Source organism: Pararhizobium sp. (assembly GCF_965279435.1).
Lineage (GTDB): Bacteria > Pseudomonadota > Alphaproteobacteria > Rhizobiales > Rhizobiaceae > Pararhizobium.
On sequence record NZ_CBDIHY010000003.1, the window covers coordinates 3,692,419 to 3,707,447 of the forward strand.

Here is a 15,029-nt window from a genome sequence, read left to right on the forward strand (position 1 = left end):
CCGGCCTTTTTAGGACGGCTGACATCTGGCTAAAAATATCCCGGCGAGCGGTTAACACGACCGGCCCCAGCCGGTATGTGGCCGCACTCGGTACTCGCAAGAATGACAGAGCGAGCACCTTGTCGTTGACCAGCGGTTGCAGATCAACTGTCGAGCATTTCCCGCACGGCAACGGCAAGCTGCTTAAGCGAGAACGGCTTCGGCAGGAAACCAAATTTGGCATCGGCCGGAAGGTTTCTGGCAAAGGCATCCTCGGCATAACCGGAGACGAAGATGAATTTCAGGTCCGGATAGGTCTTGCGGATTTCCTTGAGCAAAGTCGGCCCATCCATTTCCGGCATCACAACGTCGGAAACGACGATATCGACGGCGCCGTTCAGTTCCGCCATGACTTCGAGCGCCTCGACGCCGGAACCGGCCTCGTGCACCGTGTAGCCGCGGGTTTCGAGCATGCGCTTGCCACCGCGCCGTACAGCCTCTTCGTCTTCGACCAGAAGAACAACCGCCGAGTTTCCGGTCAGGTCCGTCGGTTCCGGTTTGGCTGGGGCTTTTGCGGCCAGTGCTGCAGCAGCCTGTGCCTCGCCGGCCTCGCCCGGCAATGGCGCTTCTTCGATATAGCGCGGCAGGAGGATGCGGAACGTTGTTCCCTTGCCGACTTCGGATTCCGGATAGATGTATCCACCGGACTGCTTGATGATGCCGTAGACCATCGACAGCCCAAGCCCGGTGCCCTTGCCGACTTCCTTGGTGGTGAAGAAAGGCTCGAAAATTTTGTCGAGGATTTCTGGCGGAATGCCGGTGCCCTGGTCGGACACCTCAACCATCACATAGTCATCCTCCGGCAGTTCCCGGACATTCAACGACGCAACTTCGGCGGCAGGCAGGTTACGGGTGCGCAACGTGATGATACCGCCATTGGGCATGGCATCACGGGCGTTGACGGCCAGGTTGAGCACGACCTGCTCGAACTGTCCAAGATCGGTGCGCACCGGCCAGAGATCACGGCCGTAGTCGACCTCAAGCTTGACGTTGGTGCCGGTCATCCGGTCGACCAGCATGCGCAGGTCGCCAACGACATCGGTCATCGACAGGACGGTCGGCCGCATCGTCTGCTTGCGCGAAAAGGCAAGAAGCTGACGCACCAGCACGGCCGCGCGGTTGGCGTTGCGCTTGATTTCCATCAGATCGGCAAAACTCGCGTCCGATGGCCGAGCTGACAAAAGCAGGTGGTCGGACGAGAGCAGGATCGCCGTCAGCACATTGTTGAAGTCATGCGCGATACCGCCAGCCAAGGTGCCGACGGCATTCATCTTCTGCGTCTGCGCCATCTGGGTTTCGAGCGCCTTCTGCTCGGTAATCTCGACGGCATAGACGATCGCCGCTTCTTCCGGCGCCTGGTCGCTCTGGTCGATAACCGCATGCACATAGAAGCGGAAATGCCGCGCCTCGTCGGTCGGGTGCAGCGAATCGATCGGTGCGATATCGCCCTGCCGGTCCTTGGCGGCATCCAGCGCATCGCGCAGCCGTGTCTGGTCGGTGCTGTGAACGAAAGCTTCCAGCAGTGCGCCGTGCTCCATGTCATCCTGCGAAACGACGGCGGAGAACAGCTTCAGGAACGGCGCGTTGGTTCGCAGAATCCGGCCGTCGCCATCGACGGAGGCGATCGCCATCGGCGTATTGTTGAAGAAACGGGTAAAGCGCATCGCGGCGATCGAGGCCGACTGATCGCTTTCGTCGTCGTTGGAGCGGGCCAGAACAATCGTACGGCTTTCACCGGGTGCGCCGTCACGGGCCGAGGAAACCCTGTGCACCAAACGCACGGCAAAACTCTGGCCATTGGCCTTGCGCAGATCGAGATCGAGCGTCTTGGTCTTTTTCAAACCAGGTTCGGCCTGCACCGACTGGACCAGCGCCAGCCCCTCGCCTGCGACGAGATCAGCGATCGTCATCGATCCCGGCTGGAACTTGGTCAGATCCAGGCCCAGCCAATCGGCGAGCGTCGCGTTGACGTAGAAAATCTCGCCCTTCTTGCCGGCAGAGAAGAAGCCGGCCGGAGCGTGATCGAGATAATCGATGGCGTTCTGCAATTCCTTGAAGAAACGCTCCTGATCGTCGCGCTCCGAGGTGATGTCGGAAATCTGCCAGATGTAGAACGGGTTGCGGTCACCGTCCTCAAGCGGCAGGACGCGCGCTTTCAGGCGAAACCAGTGAGCGCCGGAACCGGCCGAACCGCCGCTCGAGCGCAACGGCTTCAAAAGCCGGAACTCTTCATGGCCAGCCTTGCCCTCGTGCAGGCCGTTGGTCAGCCGGTAGATCGCCTCCGTTGCTTCGCGGTTGCGCGACAGAATGGTTTCGAGCGACTGGATTTCCGTCGCCTTGGTAGCGCCGGTCAGCGCACCATAGGCGGCATTGGCATAGATGATCCGGCCTTTGCGGTCAGTCACCAGCGTGCCATCCTGATGACCGTCGAGGAACGCGCGCGCCAATTCGTCAGGACGTGATTGCGGCATCACCTCAATGAAGCCGATGACCGAGGACACCAGGAAGAAAATGCCGACCATGGCCAGCACGCCGAGAATGCCCAGAACGATCTGGTTTTCCAGTTGATCCTTGAAAATGACGAAACCGACGGCCGACGCGGTCAGCACGAGGGCAAGCAGAATGATCCGCAGCACCGTTCCGGGCCGCGTTCCACGGTCTACAATCGGCATGTGGTAATCACCTGCCTGCCGCAATTTCGTCATAAGGCCCTCGTTTTCAACCATGCCAGGCGCGTCCGGAATGAAAGCGCAGGTTTGGTCTTAATGCTCGGATCAACGGCAGCCGGGGCAAATCTGCAACCCGCGCCGGCGGACCGCGAAACACCAAGCAAGAATCATCTTTAACAGCCGCAGGGAAGAGCAGAAAGCATCTCTGTGAAAGGCATTGCGGTCAATTCACAGGGAATGTCCCACAAAACCTCGCCGAAGCTGGAAACAGCGCTACATTGGCGCTAGGACAATGACCGGCACTGCTAATTGCGACCCGAAAAAACAGTCAAGCCGGCAAAGGTCGCGGGTTCACGAAGGAGTACAGCACATGATCGAAGATATCGTTGGCAACAACGGTACCCGTTTCATCATTGCGGCGGGCGCTGTGGCTCTTGGCCTGCTTTGCCTGGTCGGTGTACTCCGGTTCATGCGCAACAGGCCGTCCTCTCCGTTCATCCGCGGCGGCAAGAACCGCCAGCCAAGGCTTGCGGTACTGGACGCGGCCGCGATCGATACACGCAGGCGGCTCGTGCTGGTGCGGCGCGACGATGTCGAGCACCTGATCATGATCGGCGGCCCGACCGACGTCGTTATCGAGAGCCGGATTGCGTCCACGGTCCAGCCACCGGTGCAAGCTGCCATTGCTCAGCCGCCTGCCGAGGCTGCCATTGCCGCACGCCCGGCCACCGAGCGTCTACTCACGGAGCGCGCCGTTGCAGAGCGTCCAGTGAGCGAGCGCCGTGTTGCCCCCCAGGCGGAAATCAAACTCGCTCCAGTGTCGGCCATGGGTCAGGCTCTTTATGGTGACAGCGCGGATGTCTCCCCACCTCCGGCACGGGCCGCCCAGCCGTTGCAAGCACGAACCGACACAGCAACACCGCGCCAAGCCCTCCCCGAGCGGACTATTCCGGTCCAGGCTCAGGTTCGTCCGCAACCTGTCGCGTCCAACACGCCGCCGCCCGTTTCGATCGAAACAGCCAGATCATCACCAGAAGATATTCTGGATGCCGCACGATCACGGGTGCTGGCTACAAATCAATCCTCCACCGCAGAGCGGCCTTTGCCCCAGGCGCCTGCCATTGCAGTCACCGCAGCAACGCAAGCACAAGCCGTTTCAAGCTTGGTGGGTGCGCAAGTTCAGCCAGATGCCAAAGCTCAGAAGGACGCCACCGCCCTTGAGTTTGAACGTATTCTCGATGCCCAGATCACCGGCGACCTCGGCAAACTGAGCGCCGATCCCGTTCGTATCGACGGCGATAAGCGTACAAATACCCCCATAGCCAATGCAGCAGGCCGCCAGGAACCGCGCCTCGGCGCAGCGCAAGGCAACCGCACAGAACCGTCGCTGGAAGACGAGATGAACCGGATGCTGAACGAGATTGCCGAAAACCGTAAGAACTGAACCGGTCTGCTGGCATCGGCGACGATGCCGCGTCTGACGCATGCAATCATGACCACATAAACAAAAACGGCGCGATCATCTCGCGCCGTTTTTTGATGTTTGAACCTGAAACGATTACTCGTCGCGGTAGACTTTTTCCCGGCGCTCGTGACGCTCCTGCGCCTCGATCGACAAGGTGGCGATCGGCCTTGCGTCGAGACGCTTTAGTCCGATCGGTTCGCCGGTTTCCTCGCAGTAACCGTACGTACCCTCGTCAATTCTCTGCAGGGCCGCGTCGATCTTGGAGATCAGCTTGCGCTGCCGGTCCCGTGCCCGAAGCTCGATGGCCCGGTCAGTTTCCGACGATGCTCTGTCTGCAAGATCAGGGTGGTTTGCACTTTCCTCAGCTAGGTGTCCGAGTGTTTCCCGGGCCTCACGGAGGATGTCGTTTTTCCAGGCGTTCAGCTTTGCTCTAAAATATGCACGCTGGTTGGTATTCATGAATTCCTCTGTCTCAGACAAGACGAAGGAACTAAGATCGATCTTCTCACTCAACGCGATTCTCCTGAAGAACATCTCATGTGCGGCGGTGTATAGACCCATGCACGCGCCGTTTCAAGTCTTTGAAAAACAGCCCACCGTTTTTTAAGCCTTGCTTACTTGAGAGGCTAACAGGCTAATATTTCATCAAAATTACAGATTTTGGTTTTTTCTCGAAATTGTTTTGCTGACGGCATCCAACATCCATCATTAAAACTGCAACTCGACGGCAGCAGAGTTTCCGAGGCGGCTTTATTCGAATTCCCCGCAGCACAACAAATAGGCAGATGTTTTTTTCCTCTTTTCCGCCAAAGCCGGAGGGGCATTCTTCTCTTGCTTCGCGGCCCTTAAGGCGGTCGTGCAATCTCTGGCGTTTCCTTTTTGAAAAACAGACCGTCGCGGCTTGATCTTTCGGCGCTCCCAGCGGACAAAGCGTACACTGCCCGCATCGAATTGACGTTCGCGCGGCAATGCCATTTCCAGGAAATCTGCCATGCCCGCTGCGCCTGCTCCGGTTTTTCGTCTTTATCTTCTCCGGCATGCCAAGGCCGCCTGGGCACTTCCCGGCCAGAAGGATTTTGACCGGACGCTGGATGATACGGGTTTTGCCGATGCCGAAATCGTCGCCGATATGGCGGCAGACCAAAACCTACGCCCGGATCTGGTTCTCTGTTCAACCGCCGTGCGCTGCCGCCAGACGGCGGACCCTTTCCGGCGCGCGATGACGGAGGATCTGGATATCCGCTACGTCGATGAACTCTATGCCGGTGGAGCAAGTGTCTATCGCGACATCATCGGCAGTCAGGATACTGGCCTATCATCGCTCATGGTGGTCGGACACAATCCGGTGATCGAGGAAATCCTGCGCGACATTCTCGGCGAAGAGGCCGCGATCAAGGCCGCACCGGCCGGTTATCCTGCGGGCGCGCTTGCTGTAATCGACTTCGACACACGCCCTTCCGATGGCATCTTACCACTTGGCACTTTGACAGCATGGCTCGATCCGGACAGTCACAACCGGTGAACACTGTTCGCACGCCGTAACCTTTATTCGGCTGCCCCGGCGCACTATATCGCAGATGACATGCATGGCCTTGAAGCCATACCCACGCATATTTGAGGGCCGCAACTCTTGCCATTCATGACCCGCTTCACCGATGACGCACGACTTGCGCTCGACACGCTGACCGACCGCGCATCGGGTTTCGTCAACCCGACCCTGCGGCTTGGGGTCACCGGCCTTTCCCGCGCCGGCAAGACCGTGTTTATCTCGTCGCTGGTCCACAATCTGCTGAACGGCGGCCGCCTGCCCGTCTTCGAAGCCGTTCGTTCCGGGCGGGTCTCGAAAATCCGGCTGGAGCCGCAACCGGATGATGCGGTGCCGCGCTTTCAGTACGAAGACCATATTGCAGCGCTGGTCCGCGACCGGCTCTGGCCGGATTCGACGCGGGCGATCTCGCAATTGCGTATCACGCTCGACTATGAAAGCGCCAGCGGCTGGAACCGGATGTTTTCACCCGGCAGGCTGTCGATCGACATCGTCGATTATCCCGGTGAATGGCTGCTCGACCTGCCCCTACTCAACCAGGACTTTCGCACCTTCAGCGAGCGCACGGCGGATCGCGCCAAGACCGGCGTCCGCGCTGAACTGTCGGCGGACTGGCTGGCGCTGGCCTCCTCGCTCGACATCGCTGCACCTGCCATCGAGGCAGACGCGCGTGGGCTGGCCGAGGTCTTCACCCGTTATCTGCGGGCCTGCAAGTCGGACGAACGCTCGCTGTCAACGCTGCCGCCCGGCCGCTTCCTGATGCCCGGCGACCTCGAAGGCTCACCTGCCCTGACATTCTCGCCGCTGCCAGACCTTCCGCAAGGCCGTGCGCCAAAAGGCTCGCTCTGGGCGATGATGGAGCGGCGTTACGAGGCCTACAAGACCCACGTGGTCAAACCGTTCTTCCGCGAACACTTCGCTCGGCTCGACCGGCAGATTGTGCTGATCGACGCGCTGCAGGCGATCAACCGCGGCCCGGAATCACTGCTCGATCTGGAAAGCGCGCTGGCCGATGTTTTGGCGAGCTTCCAGCCAGGCACCAATTCCTTCCTGTCATCCTTTCTCACCAAGCGGATCGACAAGGTGCTGATCGCCGCCACCAAGGCCGACCATTTGCACCATGAAAGCCACGACCGGCTTGAGCGGATCACCGAGCGCCTCGTCCGGCGCGCCGTCGATCGTATCGGTATGAGCGGTGCCGGCCTTGAGGTCATGGCCATCGCCTCCGTCAGGGCAACCCGCGAGGCGACCGTCGAACACGACGGCCACACCCTGCCGGTCATCGTCGGAACACCGATTGCGGGCGAAACCATCAACGGTGAGACGTTTGATGGCGAACGGAAAACAGCGATATTTACCGGTGACTTACCGAAAAATCCGGATTCACTTTTTCAAGACCTTGAATCCAAACCGGAAGAAAGCCTGGTGCCCGATCTGAGCTTTGTCCGCTTCCGGCCACCACCGATCGAAGAGACCGGCGGCGGCCTGAAACTGTCCGTCCCGCATATCCGGCTCGACCGGGCCATGCAGTTCCTGTTCGGAGACCGTTTGGCATGAGCGACACGCCCAAGATTCCGCACCGAAAACCTGCCGTGTTCACCATCGGCAACGATCCCTCCATCTCCGCCGGGGGGCCGGCCCCGACGAAACGTTCACCGGCCAGTTTCAGTGACAAGATCGTCATGACGACCGATGCCGATGATCCTTTCGCGGCGACCACGACTGCCCTGCCCGACACGCCTGAAGCCGCACCGCGCAAACAGCGCTTCTCTTTCGCCAAGCTTGCCGTTGGCGCGATAAGCATTTTGATTTCCCTGGCGGTGGGCCTCTGGGTCGATAGCCTCGTGCGCGATCTTTTCACACGCGCCGACTGGCTCGGCTATCTCGCCATCGGCGCCGTTGCGATCGGCCTGATCGCCTTCCTGGTGATTATCGCCCGCGAACTGTCCGGCCTGATGCGGTTGAATGCCGTGCAGGCGCTGAAACAGGAAACCGTCGATGCAAGCCTGTCATCGACGGCAAAACCGGCGCGGCAGGTGATGGCCCATCTCGTCCATCTGCTGGCAGCCAAACCGCAGACGGCGCGCGGCCGCCTGCGGTTGAAGGAAACCGAGACGGAGATCATCGACGGCCCTCATCTGCTGGACCTGACCGAGCGCGAACTCTTGACGCCGCTTGATCGCGAAGCCAGAGGCCTGATCCTCAACGCGTCCAAACGCGTCTCGATCGTTACCGCCGTCAGCCCGCGCGCGCTCGTCGATCTCGGCTATGTGATTTACGAATCGGCACGGCTGATCCGGGCCATGGCCGATCTTTACGGCGGCCGGCCGGGGACATTGGGACTGTTGCGATTGATGCGCGATGTCATTGCCCATCTGGCGGTCACCGGCTCGATTGCGGCCGGCGACAGTCTCATTCAGCAGGTGCTTGGCCATGGCCTTGCCTCCAAACTGTCGGCGCGCCTTGGTGAGGGCGTCATCAACGGCCTGATGACCGCGCGCATTGGGATCGCCGCGATGGATTTGTGCCGGCCAATGCCCTTCCGGGCGCTGAAACGGCCCGGCATTGGTGACTTCATCGGCGACCTGACGCCCGGCTCGTCCAAGGCGAAAACCACCGAAGGCGGCTAAATGCCGCCATACCAGTCGTAGCCGAGGTCTTCCCAAAAACCGCCCTTGCCGCCGCCGAACGGGGCCAGCGACGAGACGAGTTCGATGCCCTTGATGTATTTTGCCATCTTATAGCCGAGCTGCCGTTCGACACGGACCCGGAGCGGCGCGCCGTTGGCAATCGCCAGCGGCTTGTCATTGTTGCCATAGGCAAGAATCGTCTGCGGATGTCTCGCGTCGATGAGGTCGATCGATTCGTAATAGGGTACGGCACCCTGCAGCCCAAGGTTCATCGTATCGTAGCAGTGGAACACCACGAACCGTGCCTGCGATTTCACCTGCGCTTCATCGAGAATCTGACGCAGCGGCACGCCGGTCCATTTGGAAATGCAGCTCCAGCCCTCCACGCAGTCGTGACGGGTGATCTGCGTGCGCGACGGCATGTTGCGCAACTCGTCGAGGCTGAAGCTCACCGGCTTTTCGACCAGCCCGCCAACCGTCAGCCGGTAACCGGAAAAAGCCGTGTCCTTCAGTGCCAGATAGTCAGCATCGGTCGGATCGGTGGAACCGTTCGGCCGCTGGCCCTGGCGGATTTCGCTGGCCGCAAATTCCGGCACCAGCGTATCGTCCCCGATCAGCGCGCGGTGGGCGCGGTAGGTCAACGCGTTCGCTGAAGCCAGAAACTCACGCACCGGGCTCTGTCCGGACAGCAAGCTGTCAAAGGCATCGCAGCCCGAAAGTGGAACAGTAGAAGCGGCAACGCCTGCAAGGGTCAGGAACTTTCGGCGGTTGATGATAAACCGGGTCATGCCGAGTGCTCCTCGTTCTTCTTCTCATCCGTCCGATACCAGCCGGTAATGATCGAGCGCATTTCGTTGAGCGGCCCGGCCGCCAAAACCATGAAAATGTGGATCAGGAAAAAAACCACCAGCGCCGCCATGCAGAGGAAATGGATTGTACGAGCCGTCTGCCGGCCGCCAAAGATATCGAGCAGCCAGGGCCAAGCCGCATTCATGCCCGGCGACATGGTGAGGCCGGTGGCAATGATCAGCGGAAAGATCACCAGCAGTACACCGGCATAGGCCAGCTTCTGCAGTCCGTTGTAACGGCCGTCATGATGGAACCGGAAGCGCAGGTGATCGATGATGCTGCGTGGCAAAGCCCTGATATCAGCGATGGAGGGAAGAATATCCCGCTTCAGATGCCCGCTGATCAAGCTGCTGACGAACCACACAAGGAAGGCGGCAACAAAAAACCATGCAAAGAAGAAATGTACGACGCGCCCTGTCGCCAGATCCTGGTAGGACGGCAGTGTCGCCCATGCCGGGAAGCCGCGATAGGCGGGATCGGTAGCCGGACCGCTCATGCCGAACACGCCGGTCGTATCGAAACTGCGCCCAAGAACCGTGGTGTAGCCGCCGACCGTCCCATCGGCCGCCTGCATCGCCCGCATCGACAGCACGCTGTTTTCAAATTCGAAGCCGGATTGATTGCCGATATAGAGCTGAGGATGGGCATTGAAGATCTGCAGTCCGCTCAACAGCAGGAAGAACAGGGCAATCGCCCAGGTCCAGTGGGTCACGCGCGTGGCGATACGGTGACGGTAGATAACGGTTTTCTCGTCGTTATTCGGCGCAGAGCGCGACTCGATGTCGTCCATGATGGCCATCCCGGACCTCCCTTTATATGCGCAACTACGTAACAAACCATGCTGTGGTTTCAAAAGCACATCCGGTCACCGATACACACGTCATGGTGATCTACAGATGAAAGAACCGATTTTCCAATGACTTAGATTATTTTCGAAATTCCGGATGAACAAATCATGAGTATCGCTGACCGTCATCCGGCAGGCTCGGCGAAACGCTCCATTAACCATTTAAGTGCAAATGTAGCCTCACATTCCTGACATCGACCATCAAGGATCGTTCATGTTCTCGCGCCCTTCTTTGATCGCTCGCGGCGTTGCCGCAGCTTCACTCGCAGCCCTGACCTGCGCTGCTTCGCCTGCTTTTTCAGGCGACGACAAGGCGTTCTTCGAGCAGGTTTCCGGCCAGTGGAAAGGTCCGGGCGAAATCGTCGCCGGCAAATACAAGGGTACGAAATTCACCTGTGACCTGATCGGAGAACCGGCAGAAGGCGCATCCGCAGGCATCAAGCTCGATGGCACCTGCCGCGTTGGTGTTTTCAAGCAGCCGATGTCGGCATTGATCACGCAGAAGGGCAAGACCTATACCGGCAAGTTCCTCGACGGCGCCAACGGCAAGGGCCTCGACATCGTCTCGGGCAACGTTGCCAAGGATAAGGTCGTCGTCGGCATCAATCGCAAGAAGCTGAACGGCGCGATGATCGCCCGCCTGCAGGATCCGTCCACCCTGAATATCACCATCTCCGTCAAGGTCGAAGACACGATGGTTCCGGTGATCGGCGTCAGCCTCAGCCGCCAGGTCGACAACATGGCTGTAGGCTCTATCGAATAACAAAACGCCCATAGGGTAGCTCAAAGAGCCGGCTTGTCCGGCTCTTTTGCGTTCAGGAAGCCGGGCTTTCCGTGATCTGCCGCCACCAGTCGCTGCGCGGATCGGCGATTTCTATGCCCGCCACATCGGCGTCCTGCAGCCAATCGGCAACAGTGCGGCCGGCGATGGCAAGGTTCGGGGCAAAATCCGCCAACGGCTTCAGGACAAAACCGCGCTCTGTCATCCGCGGATGCGGTATTTCCAGCGTCTGCGAATGCTGCGTGCGATCGTCATAGGTCAAAACGTCGATATCGATCGTACGCGGGCCCCAGCGCTCCAACCGCTCGCGCTTCATCTGGCGTTCGATCGACAGGCAGGCATCAAGCAGATCGTCCGGAGACAATGTCGTCCTCACGGCAGCGCAAGCATTGAAGAACCAAGCCTGATCGATCTTTCCCCAGGGTGGTGTCCGGTAGAGTTTTGAAACACTGACCACCGCACAATCCGCCCGCGTGTCCAGAAGAACGAGCGCGCGCGCCATCGATGCTGCCGGATCGCCGATGTTGCCGCCAAGGCCAAGCGTCGCCAGATGCCCGTCCATATCAGGCAAAATGCTCGACCGTCACTTCGACATAGTCGAGCACGCCTGGAACTGGTGCATTCGGCTTGCGGATCGATATTTTCGCACGGCGAATTTGTGGGAAAACCGAACAGAGCGTGGTGGCCACCTCGAGCGCCAGGGCCTCGATCAGGTACCGCCGGCGTCCAGTGATGATCTTCTCAATCTCGGTGAAAGCAATGCCGTAATGCACTGTATCATTGATGGAATCATCAACCAGCGCTGTCCCCTGAACAACATCCAGCTCCGCATCGACGAAGAACCGCTGCCCGAGGAACTCCTCCTCATCATGGACGCCGTGGCGCGCAAAGAAGGCGCAATTCTTCAGGGTGATCGTGTAGATCGCTGTCATGGTCGATTTTCCTTCCCAGGCCGTTCTGGCATCCGTCTTTTTGCGGCCAGCATAGCATCCGCCACAAGAAGCGCATCCCTGTTGATTGCGACATCGTGTACCCGGAAAACAGCAGCCCCCGCTATTCTCAGCAACGCAGTCGTTGCAGCCGTGGCCGCATCCCGTTCCCGCGCCTCACGGCCGGTAATGGCGCCGAGAAAGCGTTTTCGCGACGTGCCGGCCAAAAGCGGCAGCCCGAAACCGGACAGCTCGTCAAACCGCGCCATCAACGCGACGTTCTCGTCGGTATCCTTGGCAAAGCCGAAGCCCGGATCAAGCACGATCCGCTGGCGCTCAACACCGGCTGCAGCGGCGATCTCCAGAGACCGCTCAAGAAAATGATATTGATCATCCACGACATCGGCGCGTTTTTCGCGGTCGCGGCCCGTGTGCATGATGCAGAGCCCTGCCCCGGTCGCGGCAGCGACATTGGCAAGATCAGGCTCTCGCTGCAGTCCGTGCACGTCGTTGATGATATGGGCGCCTGCGGCGATCGCTAGGCTCGCTGTTTCGGCGCGGTAGGTATCCACAGACATGATCACATCGGTGCGGCTGGCAAGTGCCGAGATCACCGGCAGCACACGGCTCTGCTCTTCTGCAGCCGTGACCACGGCAGCGCCCGGACGGGTCGATTCACCGCCGATATCGATAATCCCGGCGCCGTCTTCGATGCAACGCAACGCCTGCGATACTGCCGCTTCTGTTCCGGTATAGCTGCCGCCGTCGGAAAACGAATCCGGCGTGACGTTGATGATTGCCATCAATAATCCCTTCGGACCGAGCGTCAACGTGCGGCCATGTGCCAATGCCCATTCGAACGGCTGGAAAGGATCGATCATGATGGTTTCATTCCCTTTCTTGCAGTGGGCGCATGAACCGGCGATCCATTTGACGGCGGAGGCGCATACACAATTGGCAAACCGCAAATATCCGAAATACATTGGCTTTTCCGGTTTACCGGGAGCTGTTGCCTATTTGCTGTTGCGCTCCGGCTGGCTATGCCCCAAGCTCTTGGGAAGTTCAACTGCCGAGACCTGTAAACATATGCCGACTGGCCGCATTTCATTCGCCGCACTGCTGATAGCAAGCTTCGTGGCGAGCCCTTTTTCGACAGCCTCTGCCGAAACCGTCGTGAATAAGAGCATCACGTATTTCTCGATCGGCGGCCGCACGGCAGAAGAGCTGGACAAGGCGCTGTCGGAAAACGGTCCGATGATGAAAAGCAGTGGCTCGCGCCATCCCGGCGCCACCAAGATCAAGTTCGGCGGTACGGTCACCTATGTGAAACATGGAAACCGTTGCACCGTCGGCAGTGCAAAGGTCACGCTCAGCACCCGGCTGATCCTGCCACGCTGGAAAAACCGCCGCAAGGCCAGCCGCGACCTGGGCTTGGTCTGGGATACGCTGTCGAGCGACATCAAGCGCCACGAGGAGCGGCACGCCGAAATTGCCCGCAACCACGCGCGCAAACTGGAAAAAGACTTCCTGGCGCTGAAACCGGAGGCGGATTGCGAGCGCATGCAGGCCCGCGTTGCACGGCTGAGCGAAACCGCCATCCAGGACCATGATCGCGATCAGGCCCGTTTCGACAGGATGGAAGCCGCGAATTTCGACCGCCGGATGATCCGGCTTTTGCAGTACCGGCTGGATACGCTGACCAAGCGTTAAACACTGGGCCTACGGCAGAATCACGCCCCACATAATCCGGAGCGGATAATCACGCGGCTTGCGCCAAGCTTGCGCGTCAACAGTATCTCATTGGTGATTTCTAGCGATACAACAACGTCACAAGATGCGCTACAGTGCAATCATAGAGTGAAGAACAGGCAAACAAACCGACTTCATTACTGCCCGGATTGCTGAGTACGCACCCATACGGATGCGCCGTTTCCGGAATTTGTTTCGCGCTTGACTGTCTCGTCCGGATTGATGTTCGACCGGCGGGATCCATCAAGCAGGTTGTGTTCTCCTGGCGTATCCTGATGCAGCAGATGTTCCCTCCCTCATCTGCATGCGATGCGCCCTCCTGGCCCCGCACGTCGATCGCGACGAGCGGGGCTTTTTTTGTCGGCAACTTTATCGGCAACAATGGGATCGGCTTAGCCTGAAACTCAGGCCTGACGCTCGGGAACATGAACGATGAGACCGTCCAGGCCATCGTTCATCTTGATCTGACAGGACAGTCGCGAGGTCGGCTTCACGTCGTAGGCGAAATCGAGCATGTCCTCTTCCATCGCCTCCGGGGCGCCGACCCTCGCTGACCATTCATCATCCACATAGACATGACAGGTGGCACAAGCACAGGCGCCGCCGCATTCGGCCTCGATGCCAGGCACCGAATTGCGTACGGCGTTTTCCATGACGGTGGAACCTGCTTGAACCTCAAGATCGTGGCGCGTGCCGTCAAAGGCAATGATACTCAGTTTTGGCATTGTTTCTTCCGGATGCTTGGCGTTGTTTCGGCTTGCCGCAAGAACAAACGCCGCCCTGGAACAGAGGCGGCGGTGGAACGCGGCAAATTCATCCGATTTCTTCCAACAAATCCCATCGCCAGTCAACTCGCATGGGTTTTGGCAAGGTCCAGCATCAGCCGCACCCCTTTATCACCAGGCATTTCGCCAGCGCAGGCCAGCTAAAATTACCGGCAGAGTTTCAGGATAAACAGTTCGGCTTCAAGCACAGCGGCGCCGAGTGCCGCAAGATTGCCAGCGTCATGCGGCGCGGCTTCAACCGCAGCCGCAGTCTCGGCCACGCCGAAAGCGCCAACGGCCAGAGCAGCGCCCCGCAGCCGGTGGGCGGTCGCCAGCCGTGCATCGGCGTTTTCTGATGACAGGTCCTTCATCAATTGGCGGGTCTGGCGGGCAAACATTTGCAGCACTTCGATTTCGAGAAGCTTGTCGCCCATCGTCTGCGTCGCCAGATGCACGAGATCGATGGGCCTCGACGTGGAAGAGCTAGCGCCCCCGAAATTATCGGGTGCTTCGAATGCGATCTTGAGAGCCGCCATGTGCCAATGTCCTTGTTGTGTTTTTTTCTGACGCACCGGCTCGCAACCGGTCGTCCCGTTTTTACCCGGTTCGCTTCTCCATGACGCCCCGGGTTGCCCGGATTTGTCTGGAAGTGCCTGACCAGTCTACCTATTATGTGGCTTGAAGATGGCGCGAACCGTGTGGTCCCCTGCCCTGCAAAGCCGCTGTTTCCACCATTTCTACAGCTGATTAGACAGGAGCGG

General features: G+C 59.4%; 16 protein-coding genes. 6 read left to right on the plus strand and 10 right to left on the minus strand.

Going from position 1 to position 15,029, the window contains the following annotated elements:
• Positions 1-143: 143 nt before the first annotated feature.
• Positions 144-2,744, minus strand: coding sequence for a cell cycle histidine kinase CckA (gene cckA, locus ACQY8Q_RS23760; RefSeq protein WP_428428891.1), 2,601 nt, complete (start codon positions 2,742-2,744; stop codon positions 144-146).
• 334 nt (positions 2,745-3,078) lie between these two features.
• On the opposite strand from cckA, the gene ACQY8Q_RS23765 reads away from it, so the two are divergent.
• On the plus strand, positions 3,079-4,152 hold the full coding sequence (locus tag ACQY8Q_RS23765) for a flagellar biosynthetic protein FliO (protein WP_428428893.1): 1,074 nt from the start codon (positions 3,079-3,081) through the stop codon (positions 4,150-4,152).
• A gap of 114 nt (positions 4,153-4,266) precedes the next feature.
• Here the strand turns inward: ACQY8Q_RS23765 and dksA are convergent, their stop codons facing one another.
• Positions 4,267-4,686 carry an RNA polymerase-binding protein DksA gene (gene dksA / locus ACQY8Q_RS23770; RefSeq protein WP_037096519.1) on the minus strand — a complete coding sequence of 140 codons (420 nt, stop codon included), beginning with the start codon at positions 4,684-4,686 and terminating at the stop codon, positions 4,267-4,269.
• A gap of 237 nt (positions 4,687-4,923) precedes the next feature.
• A complete protein-coding gene (locus tag ACQY8Q_RS23775; RefSeq protein WP_428428895.1) occupies positions 4,924-5,166 on the minus strand; it encodes a hypothetical protein in 243 nt (80 codons plus the stop codon).
• On the opposite strand from ACQY8Q_RS23775, the gene ACQY8Q_RS23780 reads away from it, so the two are divergent.
• The 3 genes from ACQY8Q_RS23780 to ACQY8Q_RS23790 all read left to right on the plus strand — a co-directional run bounded on the left by ACQY8Q_RS23780 (position 5,165) and on the right by ACQY8Q_RS23790 (position 8,349).
• A complete protein-coding gene (locus tag ACQY8Q_RS23780; protein ID WP_428428897.1) occupies positions 5,165-5,695 on the plus strand; it encodes a SixA phosphatase family protein in 531 nt (176 codons plus the stop codon). The genes ACQY8Q_RS23775 and ACQY8Q_RS23780 overlap by 2 nt on opposite strands.
• A gap of 117 nt (positions 5,696-5,812) precedes the next feature.
• Positions 5,813-7,276 (plus strand): YcjX family protein, encoded by a 1,464-nt coding sequence (locus ACQY8Q_RS23785; RefSeq protein WP_428428899.1) that lies wholly within the window; start codon positions 5,813-5,815, stop codon positions 7,274-7,276.
• Positions 7,273-8,349 carry a YcjF family protein gene (locus ACQY8Q_RS23790; protein WP_428428900.1) on the plus strand — a complete coding sequence of 359 codons (1,077 nt, stop codon included), beginning with the start codon at positions 7,273-7,275 and terminating at the stop codon, positions 8,347-8,349. The genes ACQY8Q_RS23785 and ACQY8Q_RS23790 overlap by 4 nt, the downstream gene beginning before the upstream one ends.
• Here the strand turns inward: ACQY8Q_RS23790 and ACQY8Q_RS23795 are convergent.
• Together ACQY8Q_RS23795 and ACQY8Q_RS23800 are read right to left on the minus strand one after the other, a co-directional pair.
• Entirely contained in the window at positions 8,346-9,137 is a 792-nt protein-coding gene (locus tag ACQY8Q_RS23795; RefSeq protein WP_428428901.1) for a molybdopterin-binding protein, read from the minus strand. The two genes, ACQY8Q_RS23790 and ACQY8Q_RS23795, sit on opposite strands and share 4 nt — an antisense overlap.
• Positions 9,134-9,997 (minus strand): cytochrome b/b6 domain-containing protein, encoded by an 864-nt coding sequence (locus ACQY8Q_RS23800; RefSeq protein WP_428428903.1) that lies wholly within the window; start codon positions 9,995-9,997, stop codon positions 9,134-9,136. Before ACQY8Q_RS23800 ends, ACQY8Q_RS23795 begins: the two co-directional genes overlap by 4 nt.
• Before the next feature lie 262 nt (positions 9,998-10,259).
• On the opposite strand from ACQY8Q_RS23800, the gene ACQY8Q_RS23805 reads away from it, so the two are divergent.
• Positions 10,260-10,808: a hypothetical protein gene (locus tag ACQY8Q_RS23805; protein ID WP_113244703.1), complete on the plus strand. Its 549-nt coding sequence runs from the start codon at positions 10,260-10,262 to the stop codon at positions 10,806-10,808.
• Between the two features lie 52 nt (positions 10,809-10,860).
• Here the strand turns inward: ACQY8Q_RS23805 and folK are convergent, their stop codons facing one another.
• From folK to folP, 3 genes are read right to left on the minus strand one after another with little or no spacing between them, the layout of a single operon-like run.
• Positions 10,861-11,388 (minus strand): 2-amino-4-hydroxy-6-hydroxymethyldihydropteridine diphosphokinase, encoded by a 528-nt coding sequence (gene folK / locus ACQY8Q_RS23810; RefSeq protein WP_428428905.1) that lies wholly within the window; start codon positions 11,386-11,388, stop codon positions 10,861-10,863.
• A 1-nt stretch (position 11,389) separates the two neighbouring features.
• Positions 11,390-11,758, minus strand: a complete 369-nt coding sequence (gene folB / locus ACQY8Q_RS23815; RefSeq protein ID WP_113244701.1) for a dihydroneopterin aldolase — start codon at positions 11,756-11,758, stop codon at positions 11,390-11,392.
• The gene (folP, locus tag ACQY8Q_RS23820) at positions 11,755-12,636 is read right to left on the minus strand and encodes a dihydropteroate synthase (protein ID WP_428428908.1); all 882 of its coding nucleotides are present in this window, start codon (positions 12,634-12,636) and stop codon (positions 11,755-11,757) included. The genes folB and folP overlap by 4 nt, the downstream gene beginning before the upstream one ends.
• A 205-nt stretch (positions 12,637-12,841) precedes the next feature.
• On the opposite strand from folP, the gene ACQY8Q_RS23825 reads away from it, so the two are divergent.
• On the plus strand, positions 12,842-13,465 hold the full coding sequence (locus ACQY8Q_RS23825) for a DUF922 domain-containing Zn-dependent protease (protein WP_428428910.1): 624 nt from the start codon (positions 12,842-12,844) through the stop codon (positions 13,463-13,465).
• Positions 13,466-13,908: 443 nt separating this feature from the next.
• On the opposite strand, the gene ACQY8Q_RS23830 is transcribed toward ACQY8Q_RS23825, so the two are convergent.
• Entirely contained in the window at positions 13,909-14,229 is a 321-nt protein-coding gene (locus ACQY8Q_RS23830) for a 2Fe-2S iron-sulfur cluster-binding protein (protein WP_428428912.1), read from the minus strand.
• Positions 14,230-14,435: 206 nt separating this feature from the next.
• Positions 14,436-14,804 carry an Hpt domain-containing protein gene (locus ACQY8Q_RS23835; protein WP_428428913.1) on the minus strand — a complete coding sequence of 123 codons (369 nt, stop codon included), beginning with the start codon at positions 14,802-14,804 and terminating at the stop codon, positions 14,436-14,438.
• Between the last annotated feature and the right edge of the window lie 225 nt (positions 14,805-15,029).